Below are 18,635 nucleotides of genomic sequence, written 5' to 3' on the forward strand. Positions count from 1 at the left end.
ATGTTGTTTAAAATTATATGTAATAATGAGAAAAACGTCAAGCTTACACTGTTTCTTCTTTCTTTAACAGCTCGTCCACTTCATCTTCTAGCTCAATTAATTTGTCCCAATCATCGTTGTTTAGCATTTCAAGCTGCGCTTCTAATAGCATACGGAAACGTGTGCGGAATACTTTCGCTTGTTTCTTTAACTCTTCAATATCAAATGCAACTTTTCTTGATTTTACTAAAGCTTCATTAATGATACGATCTGCATTCTTTTCTGCTTCTCGTACAATTAGTTTTGCTTCTTTTTGTGCATTACGCTTTACTTCTTCCGCTGCTTCTTGTGCAACAACGATAGATTTATTTAGCGTATCTTCAATGTTAGAGAAATGATCTAATTTCCCTTCTAATTGAGCAACTTTTTCTTCTAATGCTTTTTTCTCACGAATGACCAATTCATAATCTTTGATGATTTGATCAAGAAACTCATTTACTTGATCCTCATCATAGCCACGGAATCCGCGACCAAATTCTTTGTTATGAATATCTAATGGTGTTAACGGCACAAACGCCACCTCCAAGTAGTTATCTAAATTTTCCTCTTTTAATTATATCTTTTCTTCGACAAAATAAGAGATTTTCCTTCTAAAAAACTAATCATTTTAGTATACCATACAAAACTCTCCATTTGTCGCGTTTCGTTTTTCCTTCTACAGAAAATAGTTTACTCCGGCCATATCCTCTAATTGAAAAAACATCACCTGGAAAACATTCATATGCAGTTTGCTCTACCGTTTTCCAATTCACTTTCACAAGACCGTTTTTTATAAGCGGCTGTACTTTTTGTCGTGATAGGTGAAGCATTTCTGCTATCACAACATCTAAACGAAGTGATGAAACAGTTCCAGACTGTTCTTTCCATTCTTCTTGTAACCGCAATATTCTATCTGCTTGTACAGAGGAAAGTGAAACCTTCATTTTACCTATCGACTGTAAATTCATTTCAATGTATGAAGCAACTTCTTTTGCAACTACAATTTGGGCACGATTTTCTTGAAGCAAAATATCACCGCATTTTTCTCTTGTTAAACCAAGAGACATAAATGAACCTAATATTTGCCTATGTTCAAGCGAATAAAACTTGGAAGGATAGTCAATTTCTAATACTTCAATTTGAAACTCTTCTTCATTTAAATCAAGGTAATTCGGATAAATAAGAGCTCTTTTTCTTTCTGCTTTTGGCGCCACACCATAAAACTTTAAAATAGCATCTCCTTGATTTCCAATAATCGTCGCAACAATCTGCTGCTGACGCGGATCAAGAAAATCCGTTAATTTCACTTGATGATACTCCTCAGCCATCTGTTTCCATTCTAATGCTTTATCAACAAAGACCGCTTCTTCGGGTCTAAAATGCTCATAGATGCTCATGTTTCAAACCTCTTGTTACATAAAATATTGGAACAGACTAATTAAACCACCACTAGCCAATCTCAATGCAATAATTGCAACAATTGGAGAAATATCAATCATCCCTAAAGGTGGGATAAATCTCCGAAATGGTTCTAAATATGGTTCACAAATACGCGATAGAAAATCCCCAAATGTTGATTCTCTTGCTCCTGGAAACCATGATAGAAGAATATAGATAATAAGCGCCCAAGAGTAAATTTGGATACCTAAAACCAATGTTTTTAAAATAATCTCCATGGCGTACTACCACCTCTTTATATTTGTCTCTTCCTCTTCACCGAACAACTCAGAAATGGCCCCAACGATATCCACAGTCTCAGGTGTACAAATAAATGTTTTCGGTCCTAATTTTTGAATATCCCCGCCTATAGCGTATACAGTACCACTTAAAAAGTCAACGATACGCACAGCTTGGTCTGTTGACATTCTTTGCAAATTAATAACAACCGCTCTTCTACCCTTTAAATGATCTGCAATCCCTTGTGCTTCCGAATATGTACGCGGTTCTAACAAAACAACTTTAGAAGACTGCTTTGCAGTTTCAATACTTACAATGTTTTGTTTTGTCTGCGCTTTTGTAAGCGGAATATCCTGCTGCTCTGGGGGATCTTGTTGTTTTTTCATTTCAGCTTGCTCCTTTTCTTTTTCGTAAGCTTCTCGCTCCTCTGGTGTGTCAAAAAAGAAGTACTTTACTTTTGACCAACTCATAATAACATTTCTCCTTCCTTTTACGCTTTTCCTACTAAAATCGTTCCCAAACGAATATATGTAGCACCTTCTTCAATTGCAATCGTATAATCATTTGACATTCCCATCGATAACTCTTTACATGGAGCATAGGATAAACCTAGTTCTTGCACTTGTTTTTGCAAACTACGCAATGTCTTAAAACAATGACGAATTTCTGCTTCTTTCCCAGTAAATGGCGCCATTGTCATTAATCCAACAACTTCAATTTTATCAAATTCTTGCAAAGCACGGATAAACGCGATTGTTTCTTCAGCTGCTATGCCTTGCTTTGATTCTTCAGATGATGTTTTCACTTGTACAAAACATCGAATCTGCTTTGTAGCACGTTTTTGAATTTCTTTTGCAAGGGAAATACGATCTAATGAATGCAAATAATCAATCTCATTAATAATTTCTTTTACTTTTCTTGTTTGTAATGAACCAATGAAATGCCAATTTACTTTTGAACCAAAATGCTCATACTTCTCTAAAAAACCTTCATTACGATTCTCGCCTAAATCAGTAAGTCCAGCTTCTATTACTTCATTTGTTTTTTCAATTCCTACTGTTTTTGTTACTGCAACGAGCTTAATCTCTTCTACCAAGCGCTCTGCTCGTTCGCACGCTTTTTTGATTTCCTCATTTACAAATGCTAAATTCTCTTGCACTACCACTTATTTTCAATCCTCCTTAAAGCCTATGAAACTCAACATTCTTCCTGTTTTTCCTTGATCACGACGATGCGAGAAAAACAATTGTTCTTCACAGCTTGTACAAAGAGACGATATCGCAATATGCTCATCTTTTATGCCAGCTTGTAAGCATAATATACGATTGATTTCTTTTAAATCAATTGCATATTGTCCATCTGAAATCACTTTATATGGAACAAGTCCGTTTACCGCTTGTTTTGCTGCTGATAATACACGATCATCAACTACATAACAGCAGGCCCCAATGGCTGGTCCAATTGCAACATGAATCTCATGAACTGGCACTCCTTCTGCAGCCCACTTTTGAATCATTTCTTTTGCAATTTCCTTTACCGTTCCTTTCCATCCAGCATGTGCAAGTCCTATCATACCATGTGATGGCGCGTAGAAATAAAGTGGAACACAATCAGCGTAGCAAGATGTTAAACATACATCTCTATCAGTCGTATAGATCCCGTCTGTATTTGGAATACCATCTTCATATAAATAGATTCCTCGTCCTTTTTCCTCTTGTCCTACTTTTTCAACGTGATGATCATGAACTTGCTCTGAACAAATCCAATTTTCCAATGGTTTTTGTAACTTGTCCGCTAAAATTCTTCTATTTTCATGAACATTCTCCATCGTATCATTCACATGTAATCCTAAATTCATCGCCTGGAAGGAGCCTGTACTTACCCCACCATCTTTTGTTGTAAATCCCGCAGTGATGTTTCCAAGTTCTTTCCACGCTTGTAAATACAATATACCGTCCTCATATATAAATGGTTCTCTCATAAAACGGCTCCTTTTAATAAAATAACATAAAAAGCATGGTACTTCCTGTCTATTTTACCATACTTTTATTTTTCCATAATGACAACATAAAAAAAAGAGGAATTTGTAATATTCTTTAAGAAATTGTCGGTGTTTGTATTGATTCTGTTACAGACTTAACATGATCAGCCTTTACCAATATGACATCTTCTCCAATTTTGACAATTTGCTTCCACGGGATGACAAATTCCGCTTCTTTCCCAAATATACCTAACATTCGTGTTTGCTTGGAGATAATAACAGCTTGAATCTTCCCAGTATTCATATCAATATCTATATCACTAATGTTGCCAAGCTTTTTTCCGTCAGAGACATTTACAACATCCTTAATTTGAAACTCTGAAATCCGCATCATCGTCATTCTCCCTTTCTATATCACTATATGTGTTTACTAAGTTTTCCCCTTCGTTCTTACTTTATTGTCATTATATGAACACGCAAACTTTCCTATGAACAGAATCTCAAAGCGAGCAACATAAAAAAGTCTCATCATTTAAGATGAGACTTTATCCTTGAATTGTCTTATTCATTTGTTTAATTGCTGATTTTTCAAGACGTGATACTTGCGCTTGAGAAATCCCAATTTCTTCGGCAACTTCCATTTGTGTTTTCCCTTGAAAAAAACGTTTTCGAATAATCATTTTTTCGCGATCATTTAATCGTTTCATTCCTTCTTTCAACGCCAATTCTTCTACCCATTGCTCGTCCCTTTGTTTATCATCACTTAATTGATCCATTACAAAAATAGGATCGCCCCCATCATTATAAATCGGTTCAAATAGCGATACTGGGTCTTGAATAGCATCGAGTGCAAAAACGATTTCTTCATGCGTCACTTCAAGCACTTTTGCAATATCCATCGCTGTTGGCTCTTTGGAATTTTCAGCAATTAACTTTTCTCTTACTTGTAATGCTTTATACGCGATATCTCGCAATGAACGAGAGACACGAATCGGATTATTATCACGCAAATATCTACGTATTTCCCCAATAATCATCGGCACAGCATATGTTGAAAATTTAACATTTTGGCCTAAGTCAAAGTTATCAATGGATTTCATAAGTCCAATGCAGCCGACTTGAAATAAATCATCAACAAATTCTCCTCTGTTGTTAAATCGCTGAATGACGCTCAGTACAAGACGTAAGTTTCCATTTACTAATTTCTCTCTTGCGCTTATCTCTCCACTTTGCATTTCTCGGAATAATTTACGCATCTCTTCATTTTTTAGTACTGGAAGTTTAGCTGTATCAACACCGCAAATTTCTACTTTGTTTCTCGTCAAAGTGTTCCCTCCTATCGGGAGTTGCTGTACAGTGTAAAGTATCTCCTTTGGAGGGAATTTTATGCATACCGTTTTTTTCGCACTTCCAAATAAAAAATGCAATAAAACCAATCGGAATACCGATTGGTTTTATTTACTTTCCTTGATCACAAAAACTTTATAAGCACTCTTTATACCATTTTATTAAATTCTTTTCGAAGCCTTTTTATAATTCTCTTTTCTAGTCGAGAAATATAAGACTGTGAAATTCCTAACATATCCGCTACATCTTTTTGTGTTTTTTCTTCCTCTCCCGCAAGTCCAAAACGGAGCTCCATAATTTGCTTTTCACGATCATTTAATTGATGTAATGCTTTCATAAGAAGGTGTCTATCTACAGTAGCTTCTAAATCTTTTGTAATAATATCCTCATCCGTACCAAGGACGTCTGATAGTAACAATTCATTCCCATCCCAATCAATGTTTAATGGTTCATCAAATGACACTTCTGAACGATTTTTATTATTTCTACGCAAATGCATTAAAATTTCATTTTCTATACAACGTGATGCATAAGTTGCAAGTTTTATTTTCTTTTCAGGATTAAATGTATTCACAGCTTTAATAAGACCAATTGTTCCAATACTAATTAAATCTTCAATATTAATTCCTGTATTTTCAAATTTACGGGCTATATACACAACAAGCCGTAAGTTGCGTTCAATGAGTAATGATCTTGCCGCTTGATCACCTTTTGGTAATTTATTGAGTAGTACTTCTTCCTCCTCTTTTGTTAAAGGTGGAGGTAACGCCTCACTTCCGCCAATATAGTAAATTTCATCGGTCTTAATTCCAAGTTTCAACAATACTTTATACCAAAGATATATAAAATAAAATTTTATTTTCGCCATTTTCTCCCGCCTCTCCTAATTAAGCAATTGTTACTTTTTGTGATATCAACATTTTTGGATGTACGATACATTGATATTCTCCATTTGTAGACAATTGCTGTGTATTTAAACCAATTAATACTTTGCTGACAACTGTATCGCTTCCTTCATGATGAATTTGAACAACATCAGGCTTAATTGCCCATAAAAATTGATGATCAACTCCTACTGCTCTAAAAGGAATTAAACGTAGTCTCGTCGCCCACCCTGAGTCATTTTCTGGTATTTGTGGAATCTCTGTTTTTGAATAGATCTGTTGCGCTAACCATGTTGGTAAACAATGCTCTAATGATGAAATATGCATAATCATAACCGGTGTTTTCGTTAAAGGATCATAAAGTTGATTTCCACTATCAATTAATCCATCTAGCTTAATTTCATTTTCAGCAAGTCTAATGCTCACTTGTACAATTTGGTCATAATGAATTTTAGTCACTTCCACATTTTCAATACGTTTTTTTGAAAAGTAATAAATAATTGGAAATCCCAAAATGACAAACATCCAGCTTACTGGATCACCGTAAGAAACTGTTTTTGTCTGAACTAATCCACCTACCATTTCATTCGTTTGTAGGAAAAAATGAGTCCCAATTAATCCTCCTCCTACCATAAATGTTACAAAATAAAAAGTAAGAACGGTCTGTGTATAATCTCTAAAAGTTGTAAATCCAAATGTTGTATACACAATGAGCAAAGAGTACACTAGTTTCATAATTGGATGTGTCATCATAGAAGCAAAAGGAGTAAAGGCAAAAATAACAATTGTAGAACCGATTAATGCCCCTAACACAAGCCTCCATCTTTTGATCTTCTTTTTCAACACAGTTGCCGTTAATAAAAGTAAAAGAAAATCAATGCAGGCGTTTAACAACCAAACAACGTCGGCGTAAACAACCAAACCATTCACCTCTTTTTTTAAGTTGAGACTAGTATAAAGCATATCCGATAGGAAAGTGTGTCAATTTACGGAGGGGTTTTTTTGTTATTTTGTGGTTTCTAGACATAATCTGTCGTGAGGTATATGTTAATTCTTATAACGCTTCATTCTTCTGTAATCTTCATCTATCTTTCTTATTTTCTAGCATTTAGATAATGATTTTACTATATAAATAAGGATTGAAAAAACGGCATAAAACCATTCTCTTTATATGGTAGAGAGGATCCGCCGGTGGATAGAAGCGGTCAAGGCCTTTTCTAGCCCCATGCCATGTAAAAACAGAAAAAGGCAATCAGAGGAAGCCTCTTTTTATTTTTCATAGCCGTAATTTATAATCTTTCTTTTAAGCATTTGCCCATGCATTGAAGCGGTCAGGACCTTTTTAGCCCCATATCATGCAAAAACAGAAGGAGAATATGAGTAGAGATCTCCTTTTGTTTCCATAGACGCGATTCATGTGTTGGAAAAACCAAAATGAATATACATATTTATAAATAGGTCAATAAGTTATTTCATATAAAAACATTTAAGGTTATGTAATAAAAAAAGAAAGGAGCCATAAGCTCCTTTCTTTTTATCGTCTACGACGATTACGTAAAAATGCTGGAATATCGATATCATCTGAATCTGTATGACGTTCATGCACAACAGGCTCTTCACGTTTCACTTCACGCTTTACTTCACGTTGTTTTGGTGGTTGAGCTGTTGGTTGTTGCTGCGCGTGATTTGTAGTTGCTGTAGAACGTACAAATGGTTTTGGTGGCTGAACTGCAACACTATCATCAAAACCAGTTGCAATTACAGTAACAACAATTTCATCTTTTAAACTCTCATTGATTACAGAACCGAAGATCATATTTACTTCTGGGTCTGAAGCTGAAGCAACGATATCTGCCGCTTCTTGCACTTCATATAAACTTAAGTTTGTGCCCCCAGTAATATTCATAAGAACACCTTGTGCACCATCAATAGATGTTTCTAATAATGGACTAGAAATCGCGCGTTTCGCTGCTTCTGCTGCACGGTTTTCACCAGTTCCAACACCAATCCCCATTAACGCAGAACCTTTGTTAGACATAATTGTTTTTACATCTGCAAAGTCTAGGTTAATTAGACCAGGAGTAGCAATTAAATCTGAAATACCTTGTACACCTTGGCGTAATACGTTATCCGCTTCACGGAACGCTTCAAGCATTGGTGTATTTTTATCAACAATTTCTAAAATACGATCATTCGGTATCACGATGATTGTATCTACATTATCTTTAAATGCTGTAATCCCAGATATAGCTTGCGTTGCGCGTTTACGACCTTCAAATGTAAATGGACGTGTTACAACACCTACTGTTAATGCACCTAGTTCTTTTGCGATTTGCGCAATAACTGGAGCTGCACCTGTACCAGTTCCGCCGCCCATACCAGCTGTTACAAAGACCATATCTGCACCGCGAAGTGCTTCTTGGATTTGTTCTTTACTTTCTTCAGCGGCTTTTTTCCCTACTTCAGGGTTCGCACCGGCACCAAGTCCGCGCGTTAATTTTCCACCAATTTGCATTTTTGTTTCAGCTTTTGATAAATTTAATGCTTGTGCATCAGTATTCACGGCGATGAAATCTACACCTTGTACACCATGCTCAATCATACGGTTTACAGCGTTATTTCCGCCACCGCCGACACCGATAACTTTTATGCTCGCTAATTGATCTTGAGTAGTATCAAACTCTAACATGTCGAAATCCCCCTAGAACCTCATTTTTCGTGTGCAATTTTAATCCCATAAATAACGGAATACACGTTTTACTTTTGACATCATACGCTCATTGTCTTCATTGTTTTTGTTTTGTTTACGAGTTGGTTGTTTTGCAGGTTGCTGTTGTACTGGCATCGGTGCTGGGACAACTGGTTCAAAATGTTCGTCTTTCTCTTGAACATTTTTCCCGCGCAATTTTGCTTTTTGATAAGAATGTTTAATTAATCCCACTCCGATTGTATACTGTGGTTCACGAACACCAATATAATCTGGAGTTGCTATACGAACATTTTCATGTAAAATATCATATGCAAGATCAAGAACACCCGGCATAGAAGCGATTCCACCAGTTAATATATAACCAGATGCAACTTGTTTCACGCCTAATTTGCGGACCTCTTCTTGAACAAACATCAAAATTTCTTCTACGCGTGCCTCAATAATATCAGATAACTCTAGTTGTGAATATTGCTCTGTTTGATCGCTTCCCATAATAGGAACCGTAAACACCTCTTCTTCAGATGCTGTATCATAAAAAGCATGTCCATATTTCAACTTAATCTGATCTGCATTCTCAGTTGATGTTTTAAGACCTATAGCAATATCCTTCGTTATATGATCTCCACCTAAAGGCAATACACTTGTTGCTTGTAACTCTCCATCTTGAAAAATCGATAACGTTGTAGATCCCCCGCCAATATCAACAAGAGCCACACCTCTATTTTTCTCATCAGAAGATAAAGCAACCGTTGCAGCTGCTAAAGGTTGCAGACAAATATCAACAATTTCAAGGCCCGCTTTTTCTACACAACGTAGTAAATTATGTAGTAACGTTCTTGAGCCTGTAATTAATGTGCCTTCCATTTCTAATCTTACACCGATCATCCCGCGTGGATCGTTAATCTCATCAAGACCGTCTACAATGAACTGTCGAGGCACCACATCAATAAATTCACGTTCAGGAGCAATTGATACAACTTGTGCTGCGTCCAGAACGCGTAAGACATCTTCATTTCCAATTTCACGATCTTCATTTGAAACAGCGACAACTCCATGACAAGGAAGAAGCTGCACCTGATTTGCATTCACACCTACAACAACTTGTTCAATGTGAATTCCTACCATACGCTCAGCTTGTTCAATTGCTTTTTTAATTGATCGAACAGTTTCGTCTATGTCAACTATGGAGCCCTTTTTCAAACCATTTGATTTTACGTTTCCAACACCAATAATGTTTAAGCCGTCATTAACCATTTCACCAATGATGACCTTAACATTGGATGTACCGATGTCAAGACTAACATATATTTCATTGCTGTTCATTCTTTGGCACCTCCTTCTTTATTTATACCATACAAGTAAATATATGGAACAACAATCGCAGCTTTACTATTTATAAGAAAAATATTCAACGTCTTTATGCGTTTCCCTTTTTTAACCCTATATTTTTCTTATTTTTATTTACCATTCACTTATCGATAATTTAGTAATCTGTGAATGATTGCTTTATTTTGAAATAACTCTATTTCAAATACAAAGATTACCGCCAAATATAAGTCTACACTAAGATGTACTTGTAGAAAAGCTAAACTTATACCAATCCTAATATGAATCCAAGAAAATCTAACTATTTTCACCAAATTGATTTTAATTGTAAGGAAATTTACATATAGAAAAACATAATTGTCATTATTGTATTTAAAAAGAAATAAAACTACTACTCTACTCCTTTTTTTCTTCCCCGTCTAAATATTTAAAATACGCGCCCACTTCTAAATCAATTAAAACTTTTCTACCAGGCTCTATATTTTTTATAATCAGTGGATATGCTTCCATACGCTTTGCAAAATCTTGTATTGTTGTACTCACTTCATAGCCTTCATTCATATATAAAGTAAGGTGATCTTCATTTGAATTCTTTGGAGCATAATGGATTTCAGAAATAGATCTAAGAATAGTCGGAGTCAACTTTTCTAACTCATCAATCAACTCTTTCATTTTCGCTTCTTTAAACGGCTCGAAAATTGGGGCTGCAACAGGTAACTTCCCATTCGGTAGTACATCAAGCGTTTTACCATTTTCTAAAAGCGGTTGTAATTTCCCACCTTTATTTATGTATCCTATCGTTACGTACTCTTCAATATGAATGTCAATTTTATTTGGAAAACGCTTTTTGACATTCACTTTTTTAATTTCATTTCGTTTTGTTAAGTTTTTTTCCGCCTTATGTGCTGTCGCTCGGAAATAGCTCGTTTCATATGTAATCCCAGATTCCTTCATGACTTGTTCATCTGTCATATAATGATTCCCTAGAACACTTATCTTTTTTATATTACTAAGTGGAGATCGAAAATAAATTAAAAAAAGTACTAGTAAAAACAAAACTGATACATATAAAATTAACCTCTGGTTGACAGGTTTTTTATTCTTTTTCTTTTGATTCTTTAATTTTGGTACACGATCTTGTAGTTTAATCACTTTACTATTTTTCATGTACGGATCCCCCTATGTAACATAAAAAACGGCATGTTATGCATGCCGTTCTTATCTTCTTAATTATACCATAAATGATAATGAGCGGAACAAACAATAGCTATCTTCCAATGATTTCCACTTCCGTATGCATATCGACACCAAATTTTTCTTTAATTGTTTTTTTGACAAATGCAATTAAATCTAGTACATCTTGTGCTGATGCAGAACCTGCATTGACAATAAAGTTTCCATGCATTTCAGAAATTTTCGCACCACCAATTTGATATCCACGTAGCCCGGCCTTTTCCACTAAATCCCCAGCAAAATGCGGGAGTGGATTTCTAAATATACTACCAGCACAAGGATGATTCCACGGTTGTGTTTCACGGCGATAGTCTTTATTTTTTTGCATAATACTTACTATTTCTTCACGATTCCCTGCTTTCAACTGCAATTCCGCTTCTACTACAATGCCAGAGCGCTTGGTTTGTAGTACAGAAGTTCGATAAGAAAATTCCATCTCTTCTTTTGTTAGCCACTTCATTGTACCATCATCAAACATAATATGGGCTCTCGTTAAAACTTCTGACACATCTGACTTATGCGCACCAGCATTCATATATACTGCCCCGCCCATACTCCCTGGGATACCACTAGCAAATTCTAATCCAGCTAAACCTTGACGACTAAGTAGTGTTGACAACTTAATAAGAGGATATCCTCCCCCAACTCGTACAGTAGTACCTTCTACTTCTAGATGCTCCAATCCTTCTCCTAAACGAATTACAACACCTTCAATACCATTATCAGATACAAGAAGATTAGACCCACGTCCGATTGCTGTCCACTTTATGTGATATTTCTTTACTAAATATAAAGTTTTTTCCACACCAACCACACTACTCGGCATGACTAGAATATCGGCTGGCCCACCTATTTTCATAGTTGTATAGCGAGCCAGCGCTTCATTTTCTAACACTGTACCAACTTCCGCTTCGATAAGTTCCTTTGCTAATTGTTTCATGATGATCTCCCCCATATGAAATCTCCGTATTACAGTAGTATGCAGGGCATTCACCTAACGTTATTTCTGTACAAGCTTTTTCATTACTTCAAATAATTTATTCGCTGCATCCGGAATACCTAACTGCGTAGCAGCTAGTTTCATATTTTGTAATGTTTTTACATTTAATATAATGTCATCAATATCATGAATAAGCGTCTCAGCAGTTAAATCTTTTTCAAGAAGCATTTTTGCTGCCCCTTTATCAACAACTGATCTCGCGTTTTTCTCCTGGTGGTTATTCGTCACATAGGGACTTGGGATTAAAATACTCGGTTTTCCTAACGCCGTTAACTCCGCTAACGTTGTCGCACCAGCACGTGAAACAACAAGATCCACCCCAGTAAGTACTTCTGGCATATTATGAATAAATGGTTTAATAATTACATTACTTGGATTCCCTTTTTGTTTTACGGCTTCCATGACTTTATCATAGTGTACTTCACCTGTAATATACAATACCTCGTAATCTTTGTTACCAAATTGTTCAATTGCTGCTACAAACGCATCATTAATTGGTCTTGCTCCACGACTCCCGCCAAAAATAAGCACAGATTTCTTAGAAAGAGACAATCCAACAGAACGTTTTCCTTTCATACCATTCTGATTCATCACTTCTGATGCACGTGGATTTCCTGTCATAACAACTTTCGACTTTGGAAAATGTTCCGTTGCCGCTTCAAAACAAACAGCTACTTTATCCACATAGCGGCTTAAAAATTTATTCGTTACACCAGGAACACTATTTTGTTCGTGTACAATTGTTGGAATTCCTAATTTTGCCGCTGCGTAAACAACTGGACCGCATACATAGCCACCTGTACCAATTACAACATCCGGATTAAAACGACGAATATATCGTTTGCTATCTTGTACCCCTTTTAGAAAACGCATCACTGTTTTTACATTATCAAGAGATATTTTTCGTTTAAATCCACTAATGACAATTGATTGAAATGGTATTCCTGCTTTTGGAACAATTGTACTTTCTAATCCATTTTCTGTACCAATGTATAAAAACCTTGCTTCAGGATGTAGTTTTTTTATTTCTCTAATTAAAGCAAGAGCTGGATAGATATGCCCCCCTGTACCACCGCCACTAACTAATACTCGCACTACAAATTCCTCCGCTTCTCTGTTCTAAATTCAATTTGATATCCTATATACTTACTCATATATTTTCCGTTTTCTACACACGAAAAACCCTGTCTTATAAACAGGGTTTAGTAGCGAGAATGACGACTTATATTCAATAATACGCCAACTGCCATTAGCATTAAGGTCAAACTTGAACCACCGTAACTTAAAAATGGCAAAGTAATTCCTGTAACAGGCATTAATCCTGTTACAACACCAACATTGATCATCACTTGAATTGCAATCATCGCCACAATACCTACTGCCAAAAACGTACCATATAAATCAGGCGCTCCTAATGCTATACGAATCCCACGCCATAATAACAGACTAAATAATAATAACACAAACGAACCACCAATAAAACCTAATTCTTCGGATAAAATCGCAAAAATAAAGTCAGTTTGCGGCTCCGGTAAATAAAGAAATTTTTGTCTACTTTGTCCAAGTCCAAGCCCAAATAAACCACCAGGACCGATTGCAAGTAGCGATTGAATAATTTGGAATCCACTCCCTAGTGGATCTGACCATGGATCCAAGTAAGAGGTAATTCGCTTCATTCGATATGGTGCTGATGCAATTAATCCAACAAATCCTGCTGCTCCTATTAATCCTAACATCAAAAAATGAAAAACACGTGCTCCTGAAATAAAAATCATTACGATACATGTCCCAACCATTACTGTTCCTGTTCCAAAGTCTGGCTGTAACATAATCATACCAAATGCAACAAATACAAAACCAAGAGCGGGAAGTAGTCCTCGTTTAAACGAAGTAATTAACTTTTGCCTTTCTGCTAGAAATTTAGCCAAAAAAATAATCATCGCAAATTTCATAAATTCTGACGGTTGAATCGAAAATGCCCCAATCCCAATCCAGCTTCGCGCTCCCCCTCGAACAAGTCCAACTCCAGGAATCAGGACAAGAATAAGGAGAATAAAACAAACCAGTAAAATCATCTTCGAATAAGTTCGCCATGTCCAGTAGTCAATTTTCATGATAAAAAACATGGCAGCGACTCCAATCCCCGCAAATAGCAACTGTCGTTTTGCAAAAAAGAATGAATCACCCATCTTATAGGAAGCCCAGACAGCACTCGCACTGTAGACCATTATCATTCCAATTGTTAACAACAAAAGCGTAACGATAATTAAAATAAAATCAGGTGTTTTCTTCATTTGCAATGAGCACCACCTCTTTTAAAGAAGCTTTTTTGTTCTATGTAACAAAACATCAGTAGGTGTTAACCTACTGATGTTTTGATTACTTTATATAAGTTTATGCACAGCTTGTATAAAAATGTCTCCTCTTTCTTCAAATGTTTTAAATTGATCCCAGCTTGCGCATGCTGGTGAAAGAAGAATGACATCTCCATCTGCAGACAAAGCATAAGCCTTTTCTACTGCCTCTTCTAAATTATCGACAGTTTCAATCATATCTAATCCTGCTTTTTGCGCTGCTTTTACTAATTTTGGTGCAGTTTGTCCATATGCCACAATCGCTTTCACATGTTCAAAGTATGGGATTAAATCATCAAATTCATTCCCACGATCAAGACCACCAGCTAACAGAATAGTCGGCTGCGTGAATGCAGATAAAGCTTTTTCTGTCGCTAACATGTTCGTTGCTTTAGAATCATTATAAAATTTACGATTGTTAAGTGTTGTTACATACTCTAGACGATGTTTTACTCCTGTAAAACGTTTTAATACAGCAATAATCGCTTCATTCGCTACACCTGACAATTTCGCAATGCTCATGGCCGCTAAAATATTTTCTAAATTATGCTTACCAGGTAAAACGATGTCCTTAATGTCAACAACTTTCTCACCTTTGAAATAAAGAGCATCCTCTTTAATATATGCACCATCTTCAATTACTTTCGTAGCTGAAAATAATACCTTTTGCCCTTTACTATTCTCTGATAAAGCCATCACATCAGCATCATCGGCATTAATCACACTGTAATCTGCTTTAGTTTGGTTCTTAAAAATATTCGCTTTTGCTAAACCGTACTCTTCCTTTGTACCATGGTAATCTAAGTGCGCTTCGAATAAATTCAAAAACGCTGCGATTTTAGGTTGAAATGTTTCTACACCCATTAATTGGAATGATGAAAGCTCTGTAACAACTATTTCATTTTCTTTCGCTGTCTGTGCAACCTCACACGCTACAGTACCAATGTTCCCAGCAATAACAGGATGTTTCTGTCCTTCTTTTAACATTTCAAAAGTTAACATTGTCGTTGTTGTTTTACCATTAGATCCCGTAATCCCAACAAATGGTGCCTTTGAAATACGGTACGCGAGTTCCACTTCTGTTACAATTGGAATTTGTTTTTCTTTTGCTGCAACAAGTAATGGGTTAGAATATGGAATCCCTGGGTTTTTTACAACAAGCGAAATATTTCTTTCTAACAATTCTAGTGGATGACCGCCGCATACAACGTCCATTCCTTTTGCTTGCAATTCTGCAGCTAATATATTATCAGCTAATGGCTTCCCATCATTTACAATCACATTTGCACCTAAACTTTTTAATAAAGTTGCTGCTGCATAACCGCTTTTCGCAATACCTAATACAAGAATATTTTTATTTTGATAGTCAGTTACAGTTTTCAATTACATCCACACCCCGATATAAATTCCTAATACTGCCAATAAAAATCCTACAGACCAGAATGTTACAACAACACGCCACTCTGACCAACCGCATAATTCGTAATGATGATGCAATGGACTCATTTTAAACACACGTTTCCCTGTCGTTTTAAATGAAATAACTTGAATAATAACAGATAATGTTTCCATTACAAATACGCCGCCAATTACAACAAGCAATAATTCTTGTTTTAATAAAATGGCTACTGCAGCTATTGCACCGCCTAAAGCAAGGGAACCTGTATCCCCCATGAATACCTTAGCTGGATTTGCATTAAACACTAAAAATCCAAGTACTGCTCCGACAACTGCCATACAGAAAATTGCTACAGCATATTGCTCTTGAGCAACTGCAATAATACCAAATGCGCCAAATGCAATTGCTGCTGTTCCTGATAATAATCCATCTAGACCATCTGTTAAATTGACTGCATTTGAACCACCAATCAGCATAAATAATACAAGAATAAAATATGCCCAGTGTAAATCAAATTTAATATCAGTTCCTGGAATCATTAAATTTGTATCAAATCCCTGTCCTTTTGCGATTACAAAGAATGCAATCGCAATAACTAGCTGACCGATTAATTTTTGTTTTGATGTTAAACCAAGATTTCTTTTTTTAACAACTTTTATATAATCATCTAAAAACCCAATTAGCCCATAACCAAATGTAACTAATAACAATAGCGATACTTCTGCACCTAAATGTTTAAATTTAATTGCCATAATGAGTGTTGTCACCATCATAGACACATAAATGACAATACCACCCATCGTTGGTGTTCCTGATTTTTTTTGATGTGATTTCGGTCCTTCATCACGAATACTCTGGCCAAACTTTAACTTGCGTAAAAATGGAATAAATAATGGCGATAGGGCAACTGAAATTAAGAAAGCTACCCCAGCCGTTACTAATAAACCTTGTTCTAGCACATGTAGTCCCCCTCTCATGTTGTTACTCTTTGTTGGTTAGACGCTCCGAAATTGCCTCTTTTGCAATTTCACGATCGTCAAAATGATGTACTTCTTTACCAATAATTTGATACGTTTCATGCCCTTTTCCAGCAATAATAATAATATCTTCTGCTTTCGCTTCTGAAATTGCATGGAAAATCGCTTCTTTTCGATCAATAATTACTTCATAATTATTTCCTTTTGCACCTGTTAACATATCATCTAAAATTAATTTTGGGTCTTCACTTCTTGGATTGTCTGAAGTCAAAATTGCATGCGTTGCATATTTTGTAGCAACAGCTGCCATAATTGGTCTTTTCGTTCGATCGCGATCGCCACCGCAACCAACGATACAATATACATTCCCTTTTGCAAATTGTTTTGCTGTTATTAATACATTTTCTAAGCTATCTGGCGTGTGTGCATAATCAACAATAACTGTATAATCTTGACCACCATCTACAACTTCAAAACGTCCTGGAACTCCAGTTAATTTTTTCACAACATCAACAATTGTTTGTAAAGGTACACCTGAAACAAGACCTGCCGCTACTGCAGCTAACACATTGTATACATTAAATTTCCCAATTAATTTCATTGTAATATTTATACTTTCATTTGGTGTAACTAAAGTAAATGTTGTTCCACCACTCGTCATCACAATATCTTTTGCCATAATATCACTATGTGTATCAATTCCATACGTAATAACTGTAGCAGCCGTACTTCTCATATACTCTTCTGCCACTGGATCATCATTATTTAACACAGCATACTTTTCACGATCGTGATGATAGCTGTTGCCAAGCTGAGCAAACAGCAAACCTTTTGCATGTTTATACTCTTCCATCGTTTTATGATAATCTAAATGATCTTGCGTTAAATTTGTAAATACTGCCACATCATAATCACAACCATGTACACGGCCAAGATCTAATGCGTGTGAAGAAACTTCCATTACTGCGCTATTTACGTTTTCCTCAATCATACGGTGAAACGTTTGCTGAAGTGTCAGTGCATCTGGCGTTGTATTTTTCACCTCGAATGTTTCATCACCGATTTTCATATTAATTGTTCCAATTAGCCCTGTTTTATGACCGTGTGCTCGCATAACTTCATCCATAATGTGCGATGTTGTTGTCTTTCCATTTGTACCTGTAATCCCAATCAAATGTAACTTATGCGTCGGCTGCCCGTAAAAGTAATCAGCTAAAACCGCTAAAGAACGATAGGTATTTTTCACAAGTACAACTGGAACGTCAACATCAATCGGTCTTTCCGCAACAATAGCAGCCGCTCCTTGCGCGGCTGCTTGCTTAGCAAAATCATGGCTATCAACCGTATATCCCTTCATACATACAAATAAGCTTCCATTTGTCACTTTGCGTGAATCCGCTTCAATAGATGTAATTTCTGGATTTTCTTTTGGAACAACTGGAAAATCATGCAAACATGATACAAGTGTGTGCAACTTCATTTCACTAAACCCTCTCTACATTGTTTATTTATCTCTTACTTAATACATAGTTCTCCCTGTCCTTCATTTGTTAAAAATGAAGAAAGGAAGCCTTTCTTAAGAGCCAAAGAAATCAGACTCGTGTATCAGTGTGACGTATAATAAGCTTCACTGATATAATTCCATTTTATTTCTTATATTCAAGAGTAATATACTCTGTTTTCATAGAAAATAATTTTCTATGAAAACAGATATTTATATTAGCTCAAC

General features: G+C 35.9%; 20 protein-coding genes. All 20 read right to left on the reverse strand.

Going from position 1 to position 18,635, the window contains the following annotated elements; translation table 11 throughout:
• Positions 1 to 43: 43 nt before the first annotated feature.
• Positions 44 to 550 carry a septum site-determining protein DivIVA gene (gene divIVA / locus CN373_RS04260; protein WP_001131610.1) on the reverse strand — a complete coding sequence of 169 codons (507 nt, stop codon included), beginning with the start codon at positions 548 to 550 and terminating at the stop codon, positions 44 to 46.
• A 91-nt stretch (positions 551 to 641) separates the two neighbouring features.
• Positions 642 to 1,415, reverse strand: coding sequence for an RNA-binding protein (locus CN373_RS04265; RefSeq protein ID WP_000029729.1), 774 nt, complete (start codon positions 1,413 to 1,415; stop codon positions 642 to 644).
• A 15-nt stretch (positions 1,416 to 1,430) separates the two neighbouring features.
• Entirely contained in the window at positions 1,431 to 1,694 is a 264-nt protein-coding gene (locus tag CN373_RS04270; RefSeq protein WP_000402665.1) for a YggT family protein, read from the reverse strand.
• A gap of 6 nt (positions 1,695 to 1,700) precedes the next feature.
• Positions 1,701 to 2,165, reverse strand: a complete 465-nt coding sequence (locus CN373_RS04275; protein WP_000119140.1) for a cell division protein SepF — start codon at positions 2,163 to 2,165, stop codon at positions 1,701 to 1,703.
• A 20-nt stretch (positions 2,166 to 2,185) separates the two neighbouring features.
• Positions 2,186 to 2,860, reverse strand: coding sequence for a YggS family pyridoxal phosphate-dependent enzyme (locus tag CN373_RS04280; protein ID WP_000261427.1), 675 nt, complete (start codon positions 2,858 to 2,860; stop codon positions 2,186 to 2,188).
• 6 nt (positions 2,861 to 2,866) lie between these two features.
• Positions 2,867 to 3,676 (reverse strand): peptidoglycan editing factor PgeF, encoded by an 810-nt coding sequence (gene pgeF / locus CN373_RS04285; protein ID WP_098358878.1) that lies wholly within the window; start codon positions 3,674 to 3,676, stop codon positions 2,867 to 2,869.
• Between the two features lie 115 nt (positions 3,677 to 3,791).
• On the reverse strand, positions 3,792 to 4,070 hold the full coding sequence (locus CN373_RS04290; protein WP_000984577.1) for a YlmC/YmxH family sporulation protein: 279 nt from the start codon (positions 4,068 to 4,070) through the stop codon (positions 3,792 to 3,794).
• A gap of 151 nt (positions 4,071 to 4,221) precedes the next feature.
• Positions 4,222 to 5,001: an RNA polymerase sporulation sigma factor SigG gene (gene sigG, locus CN373_RS04295; protein WP_000197754.1), complete on the reverse strand. Its 780-nt coding sequence runs from the start codon at positions 4,999 to 5,001 to the stop codon at positions 4,222 to 4,224.
• A gap of 170 nt (positions 5,002 to 5,171) precedes the next feature.
• On the reverse strand, positions 5,172 to 5,891 hold the full coding sequence (sigE, locus tag CN373_RS04300; RefSeq protein WP_001062677.1) for an RNA polymerase sporulation sigma factor SigE: 720 nt from the start codon (positions 5,889 to 5,891) through the stop codon (positions 5,172 to 5,174).
• Positions 5,892 to 5,910: 19 nt separating this feature from the next.
• Complete coding sequence (spoIIGA, locus tag CN373_RS04305) at positions 5,911 to 6,828, reverse strand: sigma-E processing peptidase SpoIIGA (protein ID WP_000261995.1); 918 nt, start codon at positions 6,826 to 6,828, stop codon at positions 5,911 to 5,913.
• A 613-nt stretch (positions 6,829 to 7,441) separates the two neighbouring features.
• Entirely contained in the window at positions 7,442 to 8,596 is a 1,155-nt protein-coding gene (gene ftsZ / locus CN373_RS04310) for a cell division protein FtsZ (protein WP_000888992.1), read from the reverse strand.
• Positions 8,597 to 8,635: 39 nt separating this feature from the next.
• The gene (ftsA, locus tag CN373_RS04315; RefSeq protein WP_098358879.1) at positions 8,636 to 9,940 is read right to left on the reverse strand and encodes a cell division protein FtsA; all 1,305 of its coding nucleotides are present in this window, start codon (positions 9,938 to 9,940) and stop codon (positions 8,636 to 8,638) included.
• A gap of 149 nt (positions 9,941 to 10,089) precedes the next feature.
• On the reverse strand, positions 10,090 to 10,254 hold the full coding sequence (locus tag CN373_RS25995; RefSeq protein WP_232297257.1) for a DUF1290 domain-containing protein: 165 nt from the start codon (positions 10,252 to 10,254) through the stop codon (positions 10,090 to 10,092).
• An 85-nt stretch (positions 10,255 to 10,339) separates the two neighbouring features.
• Complete coding sequence (locus CN373_RS04320) at positions 10,340 to 11,110, reverse strand: cell division protein FtsQ/DivIB (protein ID WP_000798219.1); 771 nt, start codon at positions 11,108 to 11,110, stop codon at positions 10,340 to 10,342.
• Positions 11,111 to 11,210: 100 nt separating this feature from the next.
• Positions 11,211 to 12,116 (reverse strand): UDP-N-acetylmuramate dehydrogenase, encoded by a 906-nt coding sequence (gene murB / locus CN373_RS04325; protein WP_098358880.1) that lies wholly within the window; start codon positions 12,114 to 12,116, stop codon positions 11,211 to 11,213.
• 60 nt (positions 12,117 to 12,176) lie between these two features.
• On the reverse strand, positions 12,177 to 13,271 hold the full coding sequence (murG, locus tag CN373_RS04330; protein WP_098358881.1) for an undecaprenyldiphospho-muramoylpentapeptide beta-N-acetylglucosaminyltransferase: 1,095 nt from the start codon (positions 13,269 to 13,271) through the stop codon (positions 12,177 to 12,179).
• Between the two features lie 107 nt (positions 13,272 to 13,378).
• Positions 13,379 to 14,470: a stage V sporulation protein E gene (gene spoVE / locus CN373_RS04335; protein WP_098358958.1), complete on the reverse strand. Its 1,092-nt coding sequence runs from the start codon at positions 14,468 to 14,470 to the stop codon at positions 13,379 to 13,381.
• Between the two features lie 90 nt (positions 14,471 to 14,560).
• On the reverse strand, positions 14,561 to 15,913 hold the full coding sequence (gene murD / locus CN373_RS04340; RefSeq protein WP_000860094.1) for a UDP-N-acetylmuramoyl-L-alanine--D-glutamate ligase: 1,353 nt from the start codon (positions 15,911 to 15,913) through the stop codon (positions 14,561 to 14,563).
• Entirely contained in the window at positions 15,914 to 16,888 is a 975-nt protein-coding gene (gene mraY / locus CN373_RS04345) for a phospho-N-acetylmuramoyl-pentapeptide-transferase (RefSeq protein ID WP_000893062.1), read from the reverse strand.
• A gap of 22 nt (positions 16,889 to 16,910) precedes the next feature.
• On the reverse strand, positions 16,911 to 18,386 hold the full coding sequence (locus CN373_RS04350) for a UDP-N-acetylmuramoyl-L-alanyl-D-glutamate--2,6-diaminopimelate ligase (protein ID WP_000766326.1): 1,476 nt from the start codon (positions 18,384 to 18,386) through the stop codon (positions 16,911 to 16,913).
• Between the last annotated feature and the right edge of the window lie 249 nt (positions 18,387 to 18,635).

Origin of the sequence: Bacillus cereus, from assembly GCF_002561295.1 — a bacterium.
Lineage (GTDB): Bacteria > Bacillota > Bacilli > Bacillales > Bacillaceae_G > Bacillus_A > Bacillus_A cereus_S.

Coding starts and splice junctions, on each gene's coding strand:
- CN373_RS04265 (WP_000029729.1), bottom strand. CDS start 1,415: ATGAGCATCTATGAGCATTTTAGACCCGAAGAAGCGGTCTTTGTTGAT.
- CN373_RS04270 (WP_000402665.1), bottom strand. CDS start 1,694: ATGGAGATTATTTTAAAAACATTGGTTTTAGGTATCCAAATTTACTCT.
- CN373_RS04275 (WP_000119140.1), bottom strand. CDS start 2,165: ATGAGTTGGTCAAAAGTAAAGTACTTCTTTTTTGACACACCAGAGGAG.
- pgeF (WP_098358878.1), bottom strand. CDS start 3,676: ATGAGAGAACCATTTATATATGAGGACGGTATATTGTATTTACAAGCG.
- CN373_RS04290 (WP_000984577.1), bottom strand. CDS start 4,070: ATGATGCGGATTTCAGAGTTTCAAATTAAGGATGTTGTAAATGTCTCT.
- sigE (WP_001062677.1), bottom strand. CDS start 5,891: ATGGCGAAAATAAAATTTTATTTTATATATCTTTGGTATAAAGTATTG.
- ftsZ (WP_000888992.1), bottom strand. CDS start 8,596: ATGTTAGAGTTTGATACTACTCAAGATCAATTAGCGAGCATAAAAGTT.
- ftsA (WP_098358879.1), bottom strand. CDS start 9,940: ATGAACAGCAATGAAATATATGTTAGTCTTGACATCGGTACATCCAAT.
- CN373_RS04320 (WP_000798219.1), bottom strand. CDS start 11,110: ATGAAAAATAGTAAAGTGATTAAACTACAAGATCGTGTACCAAAATTA.
- murB (WP_098358880.1), bottom strand. CDS start 12,116: ATGAAACAATTAGCAAAGGAACTTATCGAAGCGGAAGTTGGTACAGTG.
- spoVE (WP_098358958.1), bottom strand. CDS start 14,470: ATGAAGAAAACACCTGATTTTATTTTAATTATCGTTACGCTTTTGTTG.
- CN373_RS04350 (WP_000766326.1), bottom strand. CDS start 18,386: ATGAAGTTGCACACACTTGTATCATGTTTGCATGATTTTCCAGTTGTT.